20 protein-coding genes are annotated in these 20,494 nt (G+C 64.4%); 19 read left to right on the plus strand and 1 reads right to left on the minus strand.

Going from position 1 to position 20,494, the window contains the following annotated elements; translation table 11 throughout:
• Positions 1 to 16 precede the first annotated feature (16 nt).
• From ACBG85_RS14110 to ACBG85_RS14120, 3 genes are all read left to right on the plus strand, one after another.
• Positions 17 to 2,035: a primosomal protein N' gene (locus ACBG85_RS14110; protein ID WP_081557843.1), complete on the plus strand. Its 2,019-nt coding sequence runs from the start codon at positions 17 to 19 to the stop codon at positions 2,033 to 2,035.
• A 172-nt stretch (positions 2,036 to 2,207) separates the two neighbouring features.
• Positions 2,208 to 2,876 carry a PadR family transcriptional regulator gene (locus ACBG85_RS14115; RefSeq protein ID WP_370333985.1) on the plus strand — a complete coding sequence of 223 codons (669 nt, stop codon included), beginning with the start codon at positions 2,208 to 2,210 and terminating at the stop codon, positions 2,874 to 2,876.
• Positions 2,877 to 2,970: 94 nt separating this feature from the next.
• Positions 2,971 to 3,990: a triacylglycerol lipase gene (locus ACBG85_RS14120; protein WP_042445675.1), complete on the plus strand. Its 1,020-nt coding sequence runs from the start codon at positions 2,971 to 2,973 to the stop codon at positions 3,988 to 3,990.
• Between the two features lie 57 nt (positions 3,991 to 4,047).
• Here the strand turns inward: ACBG85_RS14120 and ACBG85_RS14125 are convergent, their stop codons facing one another.
• Positions 4,048 to 4,254, minus strand: coding sequence for a hypothetical protein (locus tag ACBG85_RS14125; RefSeq protein ID WP_003944900.1), 207 nt, complete (start codon positions 4,252 to 4,254; stop codon positions 4,048 to 4,050).
• Between the two features lie 288 nt (positions 4,255 to 4,542).
• Between ACBG85_RS14125 and fmt the strand changes: the two genes are divergently transcribed.
• From fmt to tpiA, 16 genes are all read left to right on the plus strand, one after another.
• Positions 4,543 to 5,466: a methionyl-tRNA formyltransferase gene (fmt, locus tag ACBG85_RS14130; RefSeq protein ID WP_007727991.1), complete on the plus strand. Its 924-nt coding sequence runs from the start codon at positions 4,543 to 4,545 to the stop codon at positions 5,464 to 5,466.
• The gene (locus ACBG85_RS14135) at positions 5,463 to 6,911 is read left to right on the plus strand and encodes an RsmB/NOP family class I SAM-dependent RNA methyltransferase (RefSeq protein WP_228402247.1); all 1,449 of its coding nucleotides are present in this window, start codon (positions 5,463 to 5,465) and stop codon (positions 6,909 to 6,911) included. The genes fmt and ACBG85_RS14135 overlap by 4 nt, the downstream gene beginning before the upstream one ends.
• A gap of 40 nt (positions 6,912 to 6,951) precedes the next feature.
• Entirely contained in the window at positions 6,952 to 7,299 is a 348-nt protein-coding gene (locus tag ACBG85_RS14140) for an MmcQ/YjbR family DNA-binding protein (RefSeq protein ID WP_003944924.1), read from the plus strand.
• Positions 7,300 to 7,363: 64 nt separating this feature from the next.
• A complete protein-coding gene (gene rpe, locus ACBG85_RS14145) occupies positions 7,364 to 8,047 on the plus strand; it encodes a ribulose-phosphate 3-epimerase (protein WP_007727987.1) in 684 nt (227 codons plus the stop codon).
• Positions 8,048 to 8,055: 8 nt separating this feature from the next.
• Complete coding sequence (gene ribD, locus ACBG85_RS14150) at positions 8,056 to 9,108, plus strand: bifunctional diaminohydroxyphosphoribosylaminopyrimidine deaminase/5-amino-6-(5-phosphoribosylamino)uracil reductase RibD (RefSeq protein WP_256520685.1); 1,053 nt, start codon at positions 8,056 to 8,058, stop codon at positions 9,106 to 9,108.
• 5 nt (positions 9,109 to 9,113) lie between these two features.
• Positions 9,114 to 9,722, plus strand: coding sequence for a riboflavin synthase (locus ACBG85_RS14155; protein WP_003944892.1), 609 nt, complete (start codon positions 9,114 to 9,116; stop codon positions 9,720 to 9,722).
• A gap of 110 nt (positions 9,723 to 9,832) precedes the next feature.
• Positions 9,833 to 11,107 carry a bifunctional 3,4-dihydroxy-2-butanone-4-phosphate synthase/GTP cyclohydrolase II gene (locus ACBG85_RS14160; protein WP_003944833.1) on the plus strand — a complete coding sequence of 425 codons (1,275 nt, stop codon included), beginning with the start codon at positions 9,833 to 9,835 and terminating at the stop codon, positions 11,105 to 11,107.
• Positions 11,104 to 11,601 carry a 6,7-dimethyl-8-ribityllumazine synthase gene (gene ribH / locus ACBG85_RS14165; protein WP_003944999.1) on the plus strand — a complete coding sequence of 166 codons (498 nt, stop codon included), beginning with the start codon at positions 11,104 to 11,106 and terminating at the stop codon, positions 11,599 to 11,601. Before ACBG85_RS14160 ends, ribH begins: the two co-directional genes overlap by 4 nt.
• On the plus strand, positions 11,598 to 12,071 hold the full coding sequence (locus tag ACBG85_RS14170; RefSeq protein WP_003944987.1) for a PH domain-containing protein: 474 nt from the start codon (positions 11,598 to 11,600) through the stop codon (positions 12,069 to 12,071). Before ribH ends, ACBG85_RS14170 begins: the two co-directional genes overlap by 4 nt.
• Before the next feature lie 74 nt (positions 12,072 to 12,145).
• Positions 12,146 to 14,338, plus strand: a complete 2,193-nt coding sequence (gene uvrC / locus ACBG85_RS14175) for an excinuclease ABC subunit UvrC (RefSeq protein ID WP_007727980.1) — start codon at positions 12,146 to 12,148, stop codon at positions 14,336 to 14,338.
• Entirely contained in the window at positions 14,335 to 15,234 is a 900-nt protein-coding gene (gene rapZ, locus ACBG85_RS14180) for an RNase adapter RapZ (RefSeq protein ID WP_003944872.1), read from the plus strand. The genes uvrC and rapZ overlap by 4 nt, the downstream gene beginning before the upstream one ends.
• Complete coding sequence (gene yvcK, locus ACBG85_RS14185) at positions 15,231 to 16,295, plus strand: uridine diphosphate-N-acetylglucosamine-binding protein YvcK (RefSeq protein ID WP_042445666.1); 1,065 nt, start codon at positions 15,231 to 15,233, stop codon at positions 16,293 to 16,295. The genes rapZ and yvcK overlap by 4 nt, the downstream gene beginning before the upstream one ends.
• Entirely contained in the window at positions 16,292 to 17,269 is a 978-nt protein-coding gene (gene whiA, locus ACBG85_RS14190) for a DNA-binding protein WhiA (protein ID WP_021344225.1), read from the plus strand. The genes yvcK and whiA overlap by 4 nt, the downstream gene beginning before the upstream one ends.
• Before the next feature lie 158 nt (positions 17,270 to 17,427).
• Entirely contained in the window at positions 17,428 to 18,447 is a 1,020-nt protein-coding gene (gene gap, locus ACBG85_RS14195) for a type I glyceraldehyde-3-phosphate dehydrogenase (protein ID WP_003944851.1), read from the plus strand.
• 17 nt (positions 18,448 to 18,464) lie between these two features.
• On the plus strand, positions 18,465 to 19,676 hold the full coding sequence (gene pgk / locus ACBG85_RS14200; protein WP_003944901.1) for a phosphoglycerate kinase: 1,212 nt from the start codon (positions 18,465 to 18,467) through the stop codon (positions 19,674 to 19,676).
• 6 nt (positions 19,677 to 19,682) lie between these two features.
• The gene (gene tpiA, locus ACBG85_RS14205; protein ID WP_030536413.1) at positions 19,683 to 20,468 is read left to right on the plus strand and encodes a triose-phosphate isomerase; all 786 of its coding nucleotides are present in this window, start codon (positions 19,683 to 19,685) and stop codon (positions 20,466 to 20,468) included.
• The last annotated feature ends 26 nt before the right edge of the window (positions 20,469 to 20,494 follow it).

Below are 20,494 nucleotides of genomic sequence, written 5' to 3' on the forward strand. Positions count from 1 at the left end.
TACAGACGGGGCGCGGGTGGGCGCGGAAAGAGTAGCGGCAGAAGTCGATCCGGTCGCCCGGGTGCTGCCGATGCTCCCGCTCGCTCACCTCGACCGTGAATTCGACTACCTCGTTCCTCGTGAACTCGAAGCGGATGCGCAGCCCGGAGTCCGGGTGCGCATCCGCTTCGCTGGTCGTCTGGTGGACGGTTTCATCGTCTCGCGCGAGGCGACCAGTGACCATCAGGGGAAGTTCGGCTGGCTCGAACGCGTCATCTCGTCCGAGCGGGTCCTGACGGCCGAAATCGCGCAAGTCGTCGATCGTGTGGCGGAGCGTTATGCCGGAACCCGTGCCGATGTTCTCCGTTTGGCGGTACCGCCGCGGCACGCGAAGGTCGAGGCGGAACCGTGGGGGCCCGCCGAGCCGCCGTCCGCTCCTGAACCGATCGAAAATGGTTGGCATCTCTACAGATTCGGTGACGCCTTCCTGTCCGCGATTCGCGAGTCGAAAAGCCCACGTGCGGTCTGGCAGGCGTTGCCTGGTGAAAACTGGCCACTGCGCCTGGCCGAACTGGCCGGGGCCGTAGCGGCAAGTGGTAAATCCGCGATCCTGGTTGTGCCCGATCAACGCGACCTGGACCGCGTCGTCGCCGCTTGTACCGAACTCTCCGGAGCGGATGCGGTGGTAGGTCTGTCCGCGGGCCTGGGGCCGGCCATGCGATATCGGAGGTGGCTCGCTGCACTGCGCGGGACCGCCCGGATCGTCGTCGGCACGCGGAGTGCTGTTTTTGCGCCGACGCCCGAGACCGGTCTTGTCGTCGTCTGGGACGACGGCGACGACAACTTGTCCGAGCCGCGGTCGCCGTATCCACATGCCCGCGAAGTTGCCGTCCTGCGTGGCTACGTCGCCGGGTGCGCCGTCGTGATCGGTGGGTTCTCCCGTACGGCAGAAGCGCAGGTACTCGTCGACTCGGGATGGGCGCACGATCTGGTCGCTACGCGGGACGTCGTTCGTGCCCACGCACCCAAGATCACCGCGCTTGCCGACAGCGATCAAGCCTTGGCCCGCGATCCGGGAGCCAGAGCGGCTCGTTTGCCCGCTATTGCATTCGCGGCCGCCCGGCGCGCTCTGGGTGAGGGCAACGGAGTCCTGGTGCAGGTGCCTCGGCGGGGGTACGTACCGACCCTGGCCTGCGGAAAGTGCCGTGCCCCGGCACGGTGCCGTCGGTGCAACGGCCCACTGGCTCTTCCCGCTGCGGCAGGTCCCGACGGCGCCGGGACACCGGCGTGCCGCTGGTGCGGGGTTGCCGATGCCGCCTACCGATGTCACGCGTGCGGGGCGAAAGCGTTGCGCGCAGTGGTGGTCGGTGCCGGCCGGACCGCCGAAGAACTCGGGCGGGCGTTTCCCGGAGTGAAAGTTGTTCTGTCCGGGGGCAGTGATGTGGTCAAGGAACTGCCTCACGGGCCCGCGTTGGTGGTCTCGACAGTGGGTGCGGAGCCGGTGATGACCGGCGGCTACGGCGCCGCGCTCTTGCTCGACGGCTGGGCACTGCTCGGCCGGCCCGATCTTCGCGCCGCCGAGGAAACACTCAGACGCTGGATGTCGGCTGCTGCCATGGTGATTCCGCTGTCCGAAGGCGGTGAAGTTGTGGTTGTCGCAGACTCGGGTATCCCGACGGTGCAGGCGTTGGTCCGATGGGATCCAGTGGGGCACGCACAGTCTCAATTCGAGGAGCGAGACGAGGTCGGCTTTCCTCCGGCCGTTCACATGGCTGCGATCGACGGTGGATCCGCGGCAATTGCGGAGTTGGTGGATTCAGCTGATCTGCCGGCAAGTGCTGTACTGCTCGGACCAGTGGAATTGCCTGCGGGGGAGAGGCTTCCGTATTCCGGTGAGGACGAGAGCGGTGTCGCGCCGGAGCGAATGCTGGTCCGCGTTCCACGCAAGGACGGTCGCGGCCTTGCGGACGCTCTGGCACATGCGAGGGCCGCGCGCAGTGCGCGGAAGTCTTCGGGTCCGGTCCGCATTCAGATCGACCCACGCCGCATCGGCTGAGTTTCGAGTTGTCGGAGGAATCCTTGCGCTACCCGATATGACGATATATCGTCGAACTATCAACGATAGTGATGGAGGTTCGACGATGGATGCAAGTTTCCCGAACGAGGGGATGTTCGGCCGGCGCGGTTTCTTCGGCGGTTTCGGCCGTGAGCAACGGCCACCATTTGTGATGTGGGTGCCGACGGACGACGGCGCGTCGGGCGATGGTCCCGGCGATCGAGACGGTGGACGACGCGGTCGACCGCACGAGCGGCCGGGCTTCGGTGACATGCCACGCAGAGGCCATCGGCGGGGGCGTTTCGGTCCAGACGGCGGACCCGGCCCCGGCTTCGGTCCGGGCGCTCAGTTCGGTCGCGGGCGAGGACGTGGCGGACGAGGTCGTCGAGGAGATGTGCGCGCTGCGATTCTGCTGTTGATCGCGGAAGAGCCGATGCACGGCTACGAATTGATTCAGCAGATCGTCGAGCGCAGCGGCGGCGTCTGGAAGCCGAGTCCGGGCTCCATTTATCCCGCGCTGTCCCAACTCGAGGACGAAGGACTGGTGATCATCGAAAAGGTTGCCGGCCGCAAAACCGCCAAGCTGACAGAAGAAGGCGTCGCGTACGTCGAGGAACATCGCGCCGATCTCGGGGCGCCGTGGGATGACGTTCGTCTCAGCGTAGGGGAGCCGGAGCAGGACCTTCGAGAACTGATCGGCCAGCTGATGGGCGCGGCCGGTCAAGTGGCTGCTGTAGGCACACCAGCGCAGGTCAAGGCCGCAGCCGACGTGCTTGTCGAGGCGCGCAAATCGCTCTACCGAGTGCTTGCCGGTGATGACTCCGATGAAGGCGGCAATTGAGACGTCGGATACCTACTGTTCGGTAGGGTATGCGCCTCGAAGTTTCTGGTGTTACGGTCAGCTCCCTCGTAGGATCAGAGCAGGAGCAGGAACAATGTCTGGCGTCAAACGGTCTGTGGGACTGACATTTTCGGTAGCAGTGGCGCTGCTGATCGGAGCACCGCCGGCGATATCGGCTGCAGCACCGACGCTCCCGTCTGCGAGTGCCGACGCGATGGATGTTCCCCTCGTCATCGGCCCAGGCCAGGTGTCGCGTTCGGTAGCCACCGCATTCGCTCATGCTCATCCAGGATCCGCACCTGCCGGATCGAACGATTTCGGCTGTGAGCCTTCCGCCACGCATCCCCGACCGGTTGTACTCGCCCACGGAACCGACACCGAGGCGTACGCGGATTGGGCGGCCCTGTCGCCGGCACTGGCAGCTGACGGCTACTGCGTCTTCGCCCTCAATTACGGCGGTGCGATCAAAGAAGAAGACGGGGACGTCGCACACGAGACCTACGGCGTCGGCGACATAGTCGGTAGTGCCACCGCGTTCGGTTCTTTCGTCGATCAGGTGCTGACCGCGACCGGAGCGGACAAGGTCGACGTGATCGGCTATTCGCAAGGCGCGACGGTGACGCGGTACTACGTCAACAAGATGGGCGGCGACGCCTACGTCGATCATTGGGTCGGTTTGGCTTCGCCGACATACGGTGGGGTGATGTTCGGGTTGGTTCCCATTGTCCGTGCGATCCCCGGCGGAGAAGACTTTGTCGAAGACGTCTTTTCGCGAGCTGTCCGCGAGCAGATGCAAGGGTCGGATATGTTGAACACCCTCAACGCCGGCGGTGACACCGTACCCGGAGTGCGCTACACGACCATCGGGTCCACTGTCGACGAGATGATCCAGCCGTCCTCGAACATCGCGCTCCGCGGTGCCGGTGCAGAAAACATCGTCCTCCAGGATCTGTGCCCGTCTAACCTGACCGGCCACTTCCGCATGCCGTACGACCCCTACGTGATCGACGTCATCCGGACGGTCCTCGACCCCGATGCCGAGCGGCACGCTTCGTGCAGCGTGGTGCCGCTCGGCACGGATATTCCGCAAGTGGTCATCGACGCAAATTCGTGAGCTGCAAATTCGTGAGCTGCTAACTCGTGAGCACCGAGATCACGTGGGTCGGGATGTTTACTCGGCGAGCTTGGCAGTGGCCTGCGCCCACAGGAAGAACTTGTTCGTTCCGAGGTCGCGGACGGTCTTGATGTTGAACGCTGCCTTCAAATGTTCTGCGTCCGAATCGCTTACGCCGTTGAGTGCCGCGACCGGGGCGTCCGCCAATTCTTCGACGGACTTTCCTGCGTAGGCCTTGTCGAACTTACTGTCGATGCCTGCCATCTAAGTTCCTCCGTGTGATCGGTGTATCCCGTATCAGCCTCCGCCGAGTGGCGACGACAGAAACAGTCAATACCGAGGACCGGTGAATGTGCAGGGTTCTGATCAAAGAAATTGCTGAGAAAGTGGTTCGGTGTGGCGCGAGGTAGGTCGTAGCTCTCGCAGTCCTTAGACTGACAGTTCCACCCACCGACACATCCGGGAGCATTTTCGTGAGTTGCAGTCCACCGCGTTCGACAGGCCGATCGGCTGATCAGAGTCCGAAGAGCCCAACGAAACGGGAGAGCTGACATGCGCGTCGTGTTCGCCGGAACACCCGAACCCGCGGTTCCTTCACTGCGTCGGCTCATCGAGTCCGCCAACCACGAAGTGGTAGCCGTCGTCACGCGTCCGGACGCTGTGGCGGGCCGCGGTCGAAAAGTCACCCGATCGCCGATCGGTCTGCTTGCCGACGAGCACGGCATCCCGGTGCTGACGCCGGCCAAGGCGTCCGATCCCGACTTCGCGGCCGAACTCGCCCGCCTCGAACCGGACTGTGCACCCGTCGTCGCCTACGGAAACCTGTTGCCACAGAACGTCCTCGACATTCCGAAATACGGTTGGGTCAATCTGCATTTCTCGTTGCTTCCCGCGTGGCGCGGCGCCGCGCCGGTGCAGGCCGCGATCAGTGCCGGTGACGAGGTGACGGGTGCGAGCGCGTTCCGTTTGGAAGCCGGGATGGATACCGGCCCCGTGTACGGAGTGATGACCGAGCGGATTCGCGACACCGATACGGCGGGCGACCTGCTCGGACGTCTCGCGGAAAACGGCGCTGCCCTCCTCGAATCGGTACTCGACGGACTCGAGGCCGGCGAGATCAACGCGGTTCCGCAGTCTGCCGACGGCGTCTCGTATGCCCCCAAGGTGACGGTGGACGCGGCCCGCGTGCGGTGGGAACTGCCCGCTCGCACAGTGGACCGGCATATCCGAGCCGTCACACCCGCACCCGGGGCATGGACGATGATCGGTGATCTTCGAGTCAAGGTCGGCCCGATCACCGTCACGGACGAGACCCTGGCAGTCGGTGAGATCTCGGTACGCAAGGATGGTCTGTACATCGGTACCGCGACCACCGCGGTGCGACTCGGGCAGATTCAGCCCCCGGGCAAGAAATTGATGTCGGCAGGGGACTGGGCACGCGGTGCCCGACTCGACGCGGAGGTACGAGCACAGTGACCGAATCACGACGGCCGGCACGGCGGACACAGGGTCCCGGAGCCAAGAACGGCGGCGGCGGCAAGAACACCAAGCCGAAGCAGGCCAAGCGGCCTGATCCGGCAACCGCCGGGCTCGATCAACCGCGTCTGGCGGCGCGTGACGTCCTGCGCGCGGTCCGTGAGCGTGACGCGTACGCGAACCTGGTTCTGCCAGGGCTCCTGCGTGACCGCAAACTCGACGCACGCGATGCGGCGCTGGCAACCGAACTGGCGTACGGTGCGGCACGTGCTCAGGGACTGCTGGATGCGGTGATCGCCCATGCAGCGGGTCGGCCGATCGAAGAGATCGACGGAACTCTGCTCGATGTTCTCCGACTCGGCTCGTACCAATTGCTGCGCACTCGTGTCGCACCGCACGCTGCCGTCGCAACCTCGGTCGATCTGGTTCGCGCCGAAAACGGCCAGGGCCGAGCAGGATTCGTCAATGCGGTCCTGCGCCGTGTTTCCGAACGCACCCAGGAGGAGTGGGTCGAGCTGCTGGCCCCGAAAGACCCGGTCGGCCGGCTCGCCTTCGAGCACGCTCACCCCCTGTGGATCGCGCAGGTATTTGCCGACTCGCTCGGCGCTGCTGCCGGTGAACTCGAAGACGTCCTGATCGCCGACGACGCCCGCCCTGCAGTACACCTCGTCGCCCGCCCCGGCGAGATCTCCGCCGAGGAGCTTGCACTGGTGACCGGCGGCGAGATCGGGCCGTACTCGCCGTACGCCGTGCATCTCGACGGCGGTGACCCCGGACAGCTCGAGGCGGTCCGCCAAGGCTTGGCGGGCGTGCAGGACGAGGGCAGTCAGCTGGTGGCCCGCGCCCTCAGCATTGCTCCTCTCGAAGGTGAAGACTCCGGACGCTGGCTCGATCTCTGCGCAGGTCCGGGCGGTAAGGCAGCGCTTCTCGGCGCTCTCGCCGGTATCGAAGGCGGGCGACTCGACGCCGTCGAGCCCGTCGAACATCGCGCCGAATTGATCCGCAAGACCACTCGCGAGCTTCCCGTGGACGTACACGTGGCGGACGGCCGCGAATCCGGGCTCGAACCCGGATACGACCGCATCCTCGTCGACGCTCCCTGCACCGGGTTGGGTGCGCTGCGTCGGCGCCCGGAGGCACGTTGGCGTCGCCAGCCGTCCGATGTGGCTCCGCTCGTGAAGTTGCAGCGTGAATTGCTCGCTGCCGCAATCGAACTGGTTCGCCCCGGCGGAGTGGTGCTGTACTCCACGTGCTCGCCGCACTTGTCGGAAACGCTGGCAGTGGTCGCCGATGCGGTGCGACGTCACGGCGTCGTGGAACTCGACACCAAGGAATTGGTGCCAGGTGTCCCGGACGTCGGAGACGGATCGTCGGTTCAGTTGTGGCCGCACCGACACGGGACCGATGCGATGTTCATGGCCGCTTTGCGCAAGCCGCTGGCCTGATCGGATGACTTCTGGGCATCGGTAGTCGTATGGTGCCTACATGGTTACGTGGGAACAGGTTGTAGTACTGGGTTCGGCTCTTCCCTCCGTGGAAGAGTCGACCTCGTACAACACCCCGGCACTCAAGGTGGCAGGTAAGACTTTTGCGCGGCTCCGCACCGAAGCGGAGGGCGCTTTGGTCGTGATGTGCGGTCTGGACGAGAAGGAGGCGCTACTCGCCAGTGGCGAGGCGGCTTTCTTCACCACCGATCACTATCACGGGCACGGCTCGATCCTCGTGCACCTCGAACTGATCGACGAGGTGCAGTTGGGTGAGATGCTCGAAGACGCGTGGCGGATCAAGGCACCGGCCAAGGTGCGAAAGCTCCACACCGTCGTCAAGAACTGATCTGATTGCACCGGCTCCGATGTGCATGCACGGTCGGCAATGAGACACAGCTAAACTCGGCGTCGTGGCTTCCCCGATGATTGCACCGTCCATTCTGTCCGCAGATTTTGCTCGACTCGCTGATGAAGCGACTGCCGTGTCCGGCTCCGACTGGCTTCACGTCGACGTGATGGACGCGCATTTCGTTCCCAATCTCACGCTGGGTCTGCCGGTGGTCGAGAGTCTGCTGAAGGCGACGGATATTCCGCTCGACTGCCATCTCATGATCGAGAATCCGGAGCGCTGGGCGCCGCCGTACGCCGAGGCCGGTGCGTACAACGTCACGTTTCACGCCGAGGCCACCGACGATCCGCGTTCGGTTGCCCGCGATATTCGTGCAGCTGGTGCCAAGGCGGGGCTGAGCATCAAGCCTGGAACCCCGATCGACGACTACCTGGAAATCCTCAAGGACTTCGACACCCTCTTGATCATGAGCGTCGAACCCGGATTCGGTGGTCAGTCCTTCATGCCTCAGGTGCTCGACAAGGCACGCGCAGTTCGAAAGCTCGTCGACTCGGGTGAGCTGACGCTCCTTGTCGAAATCGACGGCGGCATCAACGCTTCCACGATCGAGCAGGCCGCTGAAGCAGGGATCGACTGCTTCGTCGCCGGTTCGGCGGTGTACGGAGCGAGTGATCCCGGTGATGCGGTGCGCAAGCTGCGCGCGCAGGCCGCCTCGGCGTCGCCGCACCTGACGCTGTCGGTCTGAGCCGCTCGATGGCAAAGGGTGGACAGGCGTCGACGGCTGATCTCGACGCCGCGATGCAGATCGCGCTGGCCGCAGCTGATTCCGCGCGCGGATTCACCAGCCCCAACCCACCGGTCGGCGCGGTCATCCTCGCTGCCGACGGAACCATCGCGGGCGTCGGTATGACGCAACCGCCCGGTGGACCGCACGCGGAGGTCGTGGCTCTCGACGAGGCCGGCGATGCGGCACGTGGCGGTACGGCCGTGGTGACACTGGAACCGTGCAATCACCAGGGACGAACCGGCCCTTGCTCGCAGGCATTGATCGACGCCGGAGTCTCGGCGGTTGTCTACGCCGTCGGTGATCCCAATCCGGAGGCTTCCGGCGGCGCAGCGACCCTCATGCGCGCTGGAATCAGCGTCACGGCCGGACTGCGAGCACCCGAGGTGGAGGCTGGTCCACTGCGGGCCTGGCTGCACAAACAGCGCACCGGTCGCCCGCACATCACGTGGAAGTACGCGGCCAGTCTGGACGGACGCAGCGCCGCCGAGGACGGAACGAGTCAGTGGATCACCGGTCCGCAGGCGAGGGCGCGCGTGCATGCGCAGCGAGCGCAGATCGATGCGATCGTGGTCGGTACCGGCACCGTGTTCGCCGACGATCCGTGGCTGACCGCACGTCAGCCCACCGGTGAGCTCGCGGCGCACCAGCCCGTTCGCGTCGTCGTCGGGAAGCGCGAAATACCCTCGACGGCAAGCATTCTCGACGAAACCGCACCGACTCTGGTGCTCAACACCGACAACATCGACGAAGTAGTCGAGGCGTTGGGGGAGTACACGGACGTACTTCTCGAGGGTGGGCCCCGTCTGGCCGGAGCATTCCTTGCCGCCGGATATGTCGACGTCATAGAGGCATACATCGCTCCGATCCTGCTCGGCGCGGGCGCCTCCGCACTCGTCGATGCCGGAGTGCACACCATCACCGACGCCCACCGATTCCGTTTGGAGTCTGCGGTAACGATCGGCCCCGATATTTTGTTGAGTCTGGTTCCGGAGAGTTCTGCTCCGGGGAACGAGGAGTAGGGCGCGTGTTCACAGGAATTGTGGAAGAACTCGGCGAAATTGTCGCCAAGGAAGAACTGGTCGATGCTGCACGTTTCACGGTGCGCGGGCCACTGGTCACCTCCGACGCCGGCCACGGTGATTCGATCGCGGTCAACGGAGTGTGCCTGACGGTGGTCGACGTGCTTGCCGACGGTTCGTTCACCGCAGATGTCATGCAGGAAACCCTGAACCGCTCGAGCCTGGCGAAATTGGATGTCGGCTCTCGCGTCAACCTCGAGCGTGCCGCGGCGCTGAACAGCCGACTCGGCGGCCACCTGGTTCAAGGGCATGTCGATGGAACAGGCCACGTCATTTCCCGCTCGCCGTCCGAGAACTGGGAGGTAGTGCGGATCGCACTGCCCGACTCCATTTCCCGTTACGTCGTGGAGAAGGGTTCGATCACCGTCGACGGAGTCTCGCTGACGGTCTCCGCGCTGGGCGGAGACCGCGGGTTCGAGTACTTCGAGATCTCGCTGATCCCGACAACGCTCGAGTTGACGACGCTCGGAACCGCTGTGGTCGGTACGCCGGTCAACCTCGAGGTGGACGTGATCGCCAAGTACGTCGAGCGGCTTCACTCTGCCGGTCGGTAGGACCAGGCTGATCGGACCCGTCCGATTGGTCGTAGGGTTGTCAGTGCATCCGTCGGATGCACTTGTTGTATTCGATGATGTGAAAAGTCAAGACTTTGGAGTGCGAGCACGTGACCAGGTTCGACAGTATCGAGCGCGCAGTAGCAGATATCGCTGCAGGTAAAGCTGTTGTCGTCGTGGACGACGAGGATCGCGAGAACGAGGGCGACCTCATCTTCGCCGCCGAGAAAGCCACCCCGGAACTGGTGGCGTTCATGGTCAGGTACACCTCCGGCTACCTGTGCGTGCCGCTCGACGGTGACGATTGCGATCGGCTGGGCCTGCCCCCGATGTACGCCACCAACCAGGACAAGCACGGCACGGCGTACACCGTCACCGTCGACGCCCGTGAGGGAATCGGTACCGGCATCTCGGCGTCGGACCGCGCTGCGACGATGCGTCTGCTCGCCAACCCCGAATCCGGTGCCAACGATTTCACTCGCCCCGGTCACGTCGTTCCGCTCCGCGCGAAGGAAGGCGGAGTACTGCGTCGTCCTGGCCACACGGAAGCTGCAGTCGACCTCGCCCGCATGGCGGACCTGCGTCCTGCCGGCGTCATCTGCGAAATCGTCAGCCAGAAGGACGAAGGCGCGATGGCTCAGACCGACGAGTTGCGAGTCTTCGCCGACGAACACAACCTTGCTCTGATCTCGATCGCCGACCTCATCGCGTGGCGTCGCAAGCACGAGAAGCACGTGCTGCGCATCGCCGAGGCCCGCATCCCCACCCGCCACGGTGAGTTCACCGCTGTCGGCTACACGAGCATCTACGACGAGGTCGAGCACGTTGCGCTGGTGCGTGGCGACATCGCAGGCCCCGACGGAGACGGTAGCGACGTGCTCGTCCGCGTTCACTCCGAGTGCCTCACCGGCGACGTCTTCGGTTCGCTGCGGTGCGATTGCGGCCCGCAGCTCGACGCCGCACTGGACATGGTCGCCCAAGAGGGCCGCGGCGTTGTTCTGTACATGCGCGGGCACGAGGGTCGTGGCATCGGTCTCATGCACAAGCTGCAGGCCTACCAGCTCCAGGACGCCGGTTCCGACACCGTCGACGCCAATCTCGAACTCGGCCTACCGGCGGACGCCCGTGACTACGGCATCGGTGCCCAGATCCTCGTCGATCTGGGGATCTCGTCGATGCGTCTGCTGACCAACAACCCGGCCAAGCGTGTGGGTCTGGACGGCTACGGCCTGCAGATCACCGATCGTGTTCCGATGCCGTTGCGCGCGAATGCGGAGAACCTCACCTACCTGCGCACCAAGCGCGATCGGATGGGGCACGATCTGATCGGACTGGACGAGTACGAGGCGAACCAGAACACCGCACAGCCGGGAACCGCACTGTGAGCGGGGAAGGTCAGCCGCAGCTCGCGATCGCCGAGGCCAAGGATCTGAAGCTGGCGATCGTTGCCGGGCAGTGGCACGCGACGATCTCCGAGGCTCTGATCGCCGGCGCGCAGCGCGTCGCGCAGGAGGCACAGATCAAGGACGTGACACTGGTCCGTGTCGCCGGCGCGATCGAACTGCCGGTCGTTGCGCAGGCATTGGCGCGCACGCACGACGCCGTCGTCGCTCTCGGTGTTGTCATCCGCGGCGGCACGCCGCACTTCGAGTACGTGTGCGACGCGGTCACCGCGGGCCTCACACGCGTCTCGCTCGACGAAAGCACCCCCGTGGGGAACGGTGTCCTGACCACCGACACCGAGCAGCAGGCTCTTGACCGTTCGGGTCTGCCGGGTAGCGTCGAGGACAAGGGCGCACAGGCCTGCGCCGCCGCACTGGACACCGCAGTGACCCTGCGCCATCTCCGAGCACCATGGACCGAGGATTCGTTTCGATGAGTACACCCGGCGACAACGAGAACTGGGAACTGATTGCGTCACCGCGTAAGTCGACGCGATACGCGATCGGAGTTGCCGTCCTCCTGGTGATCGTTCACGTCACACTGGCACTCCTGCTTCGCCAGGGGTCCACCGGCGTGTACTTCCGTGCCGCGGACCAGATCGCGATGGCAGGCATCGGCACCATTCTGGCTCTCGGTGTGCTGATGTTGACGCGGCCCCGGGTCAAGGTGGGCAAGCAGGGTATTGCCGTACGAAACATCCTGGGCGAGAAGATCGTCGACTGGGATCTGTTCGAGGGACTCTCGTTCCCCGACGGTGCCGCCTGGGCACGCATCGAATTGCCCGACGACGAGTACATGGCAGTGATGGCGATCCAGTCCAACGACCGCGAGTACGCCGTCGACACGGTCGGTAAGTTCCGCGAACTGGCCGACCGCTACGCACCGGTCGCGCACAAGAGCAACTGACGTCTTCCGACCGGTTCGGTGCCCGCATCCTGCGCGTTTCCGAGTCGGTCGGTGGCGGCGACTAACCTGAAACCGTGCCGGATCCCTCGACTTACCGCCCCGCTACCGGAACCATTCCGGCTGCGCCGGGCGTCTACAAATTTCGCGATCCGCATGGTCGGGTCATTTACGTCGGAAAGGCGAAAAGCCTCCGTTCACGTTTGAACTCGTACTTCGCGGACGTCACGACACTTCATCCCCGTACTCGGCAGATGGTGACCACCGCCGGCAGCGTCGAGTGGACCGTCGTCAGTACCGAAGTCGAAGCGCTTCAGCTAGAGTACAACTGGATCAAGGAATTCGATCCGCGGTTCAACGTCCGGTACCGCGACGACAAGACGTATCCGGTTCTCGCGGTAACGCTCAACGAAGAGTTCCCGCGCTTGTTCGTCTACCGCGGTCCGCGGCGCAAGGGTGTCCGGTACTTCGGTCCCTACTCCCATGCCTGGGCCATCCGCGAAACACTCGATCTGCTGCTACGAGTGTTTCCCGCACGAACGTGCTCGTCCGGAGTCTTCAAACGACACAACCAGATCGGCCGGCCGTGTCTGCTCGGCTACATCGACAAGTGCTCGGCGCCCTGCGTCGGGCGAGTCAGTGCCGAGGAGCATCGTCAGATCGTCGAAGATTTCTGCGACTTCCTTGCCGGCCGCACGGACAAGTTGGTCAAAGATCTCGAAAAGCGCATGCAGCAGGCTTCCGAGGATCTCGACTTCGAGACCGCGGCCCGTCTGCGTGACGATATCGGGGCTTTGCGCAAGGCGCTCGAGAAGCAGGCCGTCGTACTCGGTGACGGCACCGACGCCGATCTCGTCGCCTTTGCCACCGATGATCTCGAAGCCGCCGTTCAGGTGTTCCACGTGCGGGGCGGACGCGTGCGGGGTCAGCGTGGTTGGGTCGTGGAGAAGGCAGGCGACGCCATCGACTGGGCCGCACTCGACGCCGAGTCCGACCTGCCGATCCTGGTCGAGCAGTTCCTCACCCAGTTCTACGGGGAGCAGGCGGCCCTCGACCCGGGAGCGGGTTCCGAGGCCGGGATCAGCGCAGTTCCCAAGGAAGTTCTGGTGCCGGTTCTGCCGGCAAACGCGACCGAGATCCAGGCGTGGCTGAGCAAGCTTCGGGGATCGCAAGTGCAACTGCGGGTTCCGCAACGTGGCGACAAGAAAGACCTCGCCGAAACAGTTCAGCGAAACGCGAAAGAGGCTCTGGCGCAGCACAAGCTCAAGCGTGCCGGCGATTTCACTTCGCGTTCTGCGGCGCTGCAGGGCATCCAGGAAGCACTGGACCTGGACTCGGCTCCGCTACGAATCGAATGCATCGACATCAGTCACGTCCAGGGAACCGACGTCGTGGCGTCACTGGTCGTGTTCGAGGACGGGCTCCCGCGTAAGTCGGACTACCGGCACTACGCGATCAAGGAAGCCGCCGGCGACGGTCATTCCGACGACGTCGCGAGTATCGCCGAGATCACGCGTCGGCGGTTCCTGCGCCACAACCGCGACCTGGGCGTCCTCGCGGCGTCGGCGTCGACCATGGACTCGGACGGTGGGGACCTGGCTCCCGAAGCGGCGATCGACCCGGCGACGGGCCGGCCTCGGCGGTTCGCCTATCCGCCCAATCTGTTCGTCGTGGACGGCGGCGCCCCTCAGGTCACGGCGGCAGCGGCGGTCCTCGACGAGCTGGGGGTCACTGACGTCGCGGTAGTCGGGTTGGCCAAAAGACTCGAAGAGGTATGGGTACCGGGGGAAGAAGATCCGGTCATCCTCCCTCGGACGAGCGAGTCGTTGTACCTACTGCAGCGCATCCGAGACGAAGCCCACCGCTTCGCGATCACGTTCCATCGCAGCAAACGCTCGAGGCGGATGACGGCTTCGGCTCTGGATTCGGTCAAGGGGCTCGGTGAAACTCGTCGAACCGCTCTGGTGGCTCACTTCGGTTCCGTGGCGAAGCTGAAAACGGCAACGGTCGAGGAGATCATGCAGGTCCCCGGTATCGGTGAGACCACCGCCACAGCAGTTCTGGCCGCACTCGGCACGGATTCGGCTGCAGCCGACGCGGGCGCTGAAGCTCGAGCGCTGCCAGCCGCGGTAGGGGATGATGAGCTGGACACGGAATCCGAATCGTCTGTTACGTCTGCTGACGCGCCCAGCGCCGAATCCGGTAGCGATGACGAGGGCTCCGAGTCGCGAGAATTGTCCATGCCGACGACGGGGCCGAGTGCACAGTGACTACCGACAGCGCCAAAGACAGTCGAACGATGGATTTCCTGCTGGTGACGGGATTGTCCGGAGCAGGTTTGAGTACCGCTGCCAAGGTGCTCGAAGACCTCGGCTGGTATGTCGCGGACAATTTGCCACCTGAGCTCATTTCCCGAATGGTCGGTCTGAGCTTGACCTCCGATCCGCCGGTCGATCGTCTCGCCGTCGTGATCGACGTGCGGAGTCGACTCTTCACCGGCGATCTCGGGTGGGTGCTCACCGAACTCGAGGCGGAACCGATCCACACTCGGGTGCTGTACCTCGAAGCGTCGGACGACGTGTTGATCCGACGGTTCGAACAGGTGCGCCGCAGTCATCCGTTGCAGAACGACGGCATCGACGGCACGTTGTCCGAAGGGATCGCAGCCGAGCGTCGGCAGTTGGCCGTGGTGAAGGCGGCCGCCGATCTGGTCATCGACACGTCGGCACTGAAGGCGCATCAGCTGCGTCAGAAGATCGAAACGGCGTTCGGAAACGATGCCAACCGAACGATGAAGGTGACGGTCCAGTCGTTCGGATTCAAGTACGGCCTGCCCATGGACGCCGATCTCGTCTGTGACGTTCGTTTCCTGCCCAATCCCCACTGGATCCCTGAACTTCGCCCGCACACCGGTCAGGACGCCGACGTTCGCGACTACGTGTTGTCCCGTGAGGGCGCGGAAGACTATCTCGACACCTACCGACATCTGGTGGATTTGACGATCGCCGGATATCGACGAGAAGGAAAGCGCTACATGACAATTGCGGTCGGGTGCACCGGCGGTAAGCACCGAAGCGTAGCCATGTCCGAAGCTCTCGCGAGGCGTTTGGGTTCCGAGGACGACATCTCGGTCAGCATCGTGCACCGGGATCTGGGGCGCGAATGAGTGAACCGACACATCGCTCGCGGGAGACACCCGAAGGGCCGGCCATCGTCGCGCTCGGCGGCGGGCACGGATTGTTCGCCACGCTCCAGGCCGTCAGACGCTTGACGTTCGACGTCACCGCCGTGGTCACGGTCGCCGACGACGGTGGTTCGTCGGGCCGGCTGCGCGCCGAACTCGGCGTCATCCCGCCTGGAGACCTCCGGATGGCGCTGGCAGCTCTCGCGTCGGACGAACCCGAGATAGTCGACTGGACTCGGACCATTCAGCATCGCTTCGGCGGTGTCGGCGCACTTGCCGGGCATTCGGTGGGCAATCTCATCCTGGCCGGACTGACCGAGGTGCTCGGCGATCCGGTCGTCGCGCTCGACGAGATGGCGCGACTGCTGCGAATCCGTGGCCGTGTGCTGCCGATGTCGCCGATCGCGCTCGAGATCGAAGCCGACGTTCAGGGACTCGAAGAGGACCCCCGCGTCAGCCGCTGCATTCGTGGACAGGTTGCCGTCGCGACCACCCCGGGCAAGGTTCGGCGTGTGAGACTGCTCCCGTCCAATCCGCCCGCGTGCCCCGATGCCGTGACTGCGATCGATCGTGCCGATCTCGTGGTTCTCGGCCCGGGATCGTGGTTCTCGAGCGTGATCCCACACGTCCTGGTACCCGAACTCGTCGAATCACTGTCGTCGACGAAGGCTCGAAAGGTACTGGTGCTCAATCTCGCACCCGAGCCGGGGGAGACCGCCGGATTCTCCGCGGAGCGTCACCTGCACGTACTCTCCCAACACGTGCCCGATTTCCGGGTCGACTACGTGGTGGTCGACTCGGCGTCGGTACCGGCCGGGCGTGAACGTGAACATCTGCAGCGTGCGGCGGATCAATTTTCAGCCGAAGTCAGGTACGCGGATGTCGCGGACACCTCACCGGGCGCAGCGCATGTACACGATCCGGCAAAACTGGCCGATGTACTGGCTGAACTGTCGAGCAGTGCGGCAGTAGGGGATTCGACACAGTCTTCCCTGCAAGAACAGCAATCCGAAGAACAGAGGGAGAACGCTTCGTGGCAATGACAGCGGAGGTCAAGGACGAACTGAGCCGGTTAGTGGTGACTCAGGTCAGCTGCCGCAAGGCAGAGGTCTCCGCGTTGCTGCGCTTTGCCGGTGGGCTCCACATCGTCGGCGGCCGGGTGGTCGTCGAAGCAGAGGTGGATCTGGGCTCCACGGCGCGACGTCTGCGCCGGGAGATATTCGACCTGTTCACCTACAGTGCCGATGTGCACGTACTCAGTGCGGGCGGGCTTCGAAAGTCCGCTCGCTACATCGTGCGTGTAGCGAAGGAGGGTGAGGCCCTCGCGCGCCAGACGGGACTGCTCGATCTTCGCGGGCGCCCGGTTCGCGGCTTGCCTGCGCAGGTCGTCGGCGGAAGTGTCGGCGACGCCGAAGCAGCGTGGCGCGGTGCGTTCCTCGCGCACGGTTCCCTGACCGAACCCGGCCGTTCGTCGGCGCTCGAAGTGAGCTGCCCCGGCCCGGAAGCTGCACTTGCTCTGGTTGGAGCTGCGCGGCGTCTGGGGATCTCGGCGAAGGCACGTGAGGTTCGCGGAACGGATCGTGTGGTGATCCGCGACGGTGAGGCCATCGGCGATCTCCTGACCCGAATGGGAGCCCAGGACACACGTCTGGTGTGGGAGGAGAGGCGGATGCGACGCGAGGTCCGCGCCACCGCCAATCGTCTCGCCAATTTCGACGACGCAAACCTGCGACGCTCTGCTCGCGCTGCCGTTGCGGCTGCTGCGCGCGTCGAGCGTGCGTTGGAGATCCTCGGTGAGGACGTGCCCGATCACCTCGCGGCGGCGGGTGCACTGCGCGTCGAGCATCGGCAGGCGTCCCTCGAAGAACTCGGCCAGTTGGCCGACCCGCCGATGACCAAGGACGCCGTTGCCGGACGTATCCGTCGCCTGCTGTCGATGGCTGATCGCAAGGCCAAGGAAACGGGCATACCCGACACCGAATCCGCAGTGAATGTGGAGCTACTCGAAGAGGGGTGACCTGCCCTCCGTCAGGGTGGGCTGCGCACGTTCGGGCCACGCGCATTAGGGTATGAGTCACATCGACCGATGAACCCCACGTCCGCGTCGTGCACACACGGATTCGGAGTATGCGTGGGTCAAGTTGCACACCAGAATCATGGTCAAAGGAGCGAATTGTGACTGTCCGGGTTGGCGTAAACGGTTTCGGCCGTATCGGACGTAACTTCTTCAGGGCGGTGGATGCGCAGAAGGCGCTCGGAACCACCGATATCGAGATCGTGGCAGTCAACGACCTGACTGACAACGCGACGCTCGCTCACCTGCTGAAGTACGACTCCATCCTCGGCCGTTTGCCGTACGACGTGTCGCTCGACGGTGACGACACGATCGTCGTCGGCGATCAGCGCATCAAGGCCCTCGCACACCGTGGCCCGTTGAACGAACTTCCCTGGGGCGAGCTGGGCGTCGACGTCGTCGTCGAGTCCACCGGCATCTTCACCGACGCCGCAAAGGCCAAGGGACACCTCGAAGCCGGCGCCAAGAAGGTCATCATCTCGGCTCCGGCCAAGGGTGAAGACATCACCATCGTGATGGGCGTCAACGACGACAAGTACGACGGCAGCCAGAACATCATCTCCAACGCGTCGTGCACCACCAACTGCCTCGGCCCCATCGCCAAAGTTCTCGACGACGAGTTCGGCATCGTCAAGGGTCTGATGACCACGATCCACGCGTACACCCAGGATCAGAACCTGCAGGACGCTCCGCACGCAGACCTCCGTCGCGCCCGCGCAGCTGCCCTCAACATCGTTCCCACCGGTACCGGTGCAGCCAAGGCAATCGGCCTGGTTCTCCCGCAGTTGCTCGGCAAGCTCGACGGCTACGCACTGCGCGTGCCGATCCCCACGGGCTCGGTCACCGACCTCACCGCGAACCTGAAGAAGTCGGCCACCGCCGACGAGATCAACGCTGCGATGAAGGCTGCTGCCGAAGGACCCCTCAAGGGCATCCTGAAGTACACCGACGCACCGATCGTCTCCTCGGACATCGTCACCGACCCGCACTCGTCGATCTTCGACTCGGGTCTGACGAAGGTCATCGACGACCAGGTCAAGATCGTCTCCTGGTACGACAACGAGTGGGGCTACTCCAACCGCCTCGCCGACCTCATCGGCCTCGTCGCCAAGTCTCTCTGAGCGGAGTTTCGATAACAGTGGCAGTTCAGACGCTGAAGGATCTGCTGGACGCTGGGGTCGAGGGGCGCACCGTACTGGTGCGTTCCGACCTCAACGTCCCGTTGGATGGCGGAGAAATCACGGACCCGGGCCGCATCGTCGCGTCCGCTCCCACCCTGCGGGCACTCGCCGAGGGTGGAGCGAAGGTCATCGTGACCGCGCACCTCGGGCGCCCCGACGGTCAGCCCGATCCCAAGTTCTCCCTCGCACCGGTTGCCGCGAAGTTGGCCGAAATCCTCGGTCGCAACGTGCAACTCGCCGGTGACGTCGTGGGACAGGACGCGCTGGCTCGTTCCGAAGGACTCACCGACGGTGACGTCCTGATGCTCGAGAACATCCGTTTCGACCCTCGCGAGACCAGCAAGGACGAAGCCGAGCGGGTCAAGCTCGCCAAGGCTCTCGTCGAGCTGGTCGGTGACGACGGCGCATTCGTCTCCGACGGATTCGGTGTTGTTCACCGTAAGCAGGCGTCGGTCTTCGACGTCGCGAAGCTGCTCCCGCATTACGCCGGATACCTGGTCGGCGCCGAGGTCGAGGTGCTCGCCAAGCTCACTCAGGACGCAGCGCGTCCGTACGCGGTGGTGCTCGGTGGCTCCAAGGTCTCGGACAAGCTGGCCGTCATCGAGGCACTGGCGCCGAAGGTCGACACTCTGGTGATCGGCGGCGGAATGTTCTACACGTTCCTCGCGGCTCAGGGTGTGTCCGTGGGCAATTCGCTGTGTGAAGAGTCCATGATCGAGACCTGCAAGGATCTCCTCGACCGGTACGCCGACGTCATCCACATCCCTCAGGATGTTGTCGTCGCGGACTCCTTCTCGGCCGATGCCGAGTCGAAGATCGTTCCGTTCGACAAGATTCCCGACGGCTGGATGGGTCTGGACATCGGACCGGAGTCGGTCAAGCGCTTTGCCGCGATCCTGACCGGCGCCAAGACGGTGTTCTGGAACGGCCCGATGGGCGTGTTCGAGTTCCCGAAGTTCGAGGCAGGCACCCGCGGTGTCGCCGAGGCAATCGTGGAGGCAACCGAGAAGGGCGCCTTCAGCGTCGTCGGCGGCGGCGACTCCGCAGCAGCCGTTCGTCAGCTCGGTATCCCGGACGAGGGCTTCTCGCACATTTCCACCGGTGGTGGCGCTTCCCTCGAGTACCTCGAGGGCAAAGAGCTGCCTGGCATCGCAGTACTGGAAGGCTGATCCGACATGGCACGTAAGCCGTTGATCGCCGGCAACTGGAAGATGAATCTGAACCACCTCGAGGCTATCGCCCTGGTGCAGAAGATCGCTTTCTCCTTGCCTGCGAAGTACTTCGACAAAGTGGACGTCACGGTCATCCCGCCGTTCACCGACATCCGAAGCGTCCAGACGCTGATCGAGGGCGACAAGCTCCTCCTCACGTACGGCGCGCAAGATGTCTCGGCTCATGACTCGGGTGCGTTCACGGGCGAGATCAGCGGCTCCATGCTGGCCAAGCTCGGTTGCACCTTCGTCGTGGTCGGTCACTCCGAGCGTCGCACCCTTCACGGTGAGACCAACGAGACCGTCCTCGCGAAGACGAAGGCTGCTCTCAAGAACGGCCTCACGCCGATCGTGTGCATCGGCGAAGGCCTCGAGATCCGCGAAGCGGGCGAGCATGTCGCCTACAACGTCGACCAGCTCAAGGGTTCGTTGGCGGGCCTGAGCGCGGAGGAGATCTCCAAGATCGTCATCGCGTACGAACCTGTCTGGGCCATCGGCACCGGCCGTGTCGCTTCTGCCGCCGATGCACAGGAAGTGTGTGCTGCGGTACGAGCAACAGTGGCCGAACTTGCCGACGCCGAGGTCGCGGCCGGCGTTCGCGTTCTGTACGGCGGTAGCGTCAGCTCCAAGAACGTCGGAGAGATCGTCGGCCAGGCCGACGTCGACGGCGCTCTTGTCGGCGGCGCGTCACTCAAGGCTGACGAGTTCGCGACACTGTCTGCGATCGCTGCAGGCGGTCCACTCCCGTGATGATCGGGTAGTGAGCTGAAACTGCT

Origin of the sequence: Rhodococcus sp. NyZ502 (genome assembly GCF_041464245.1) — a bacterium.
GTDB classification, from domain to species: Bacteria; Actinomycetota; Actinomycetes; order Mycobacteriales; family Mycobacteriaceae; genus Rhodococcus_F; species Rhodococcus_F qingshengii.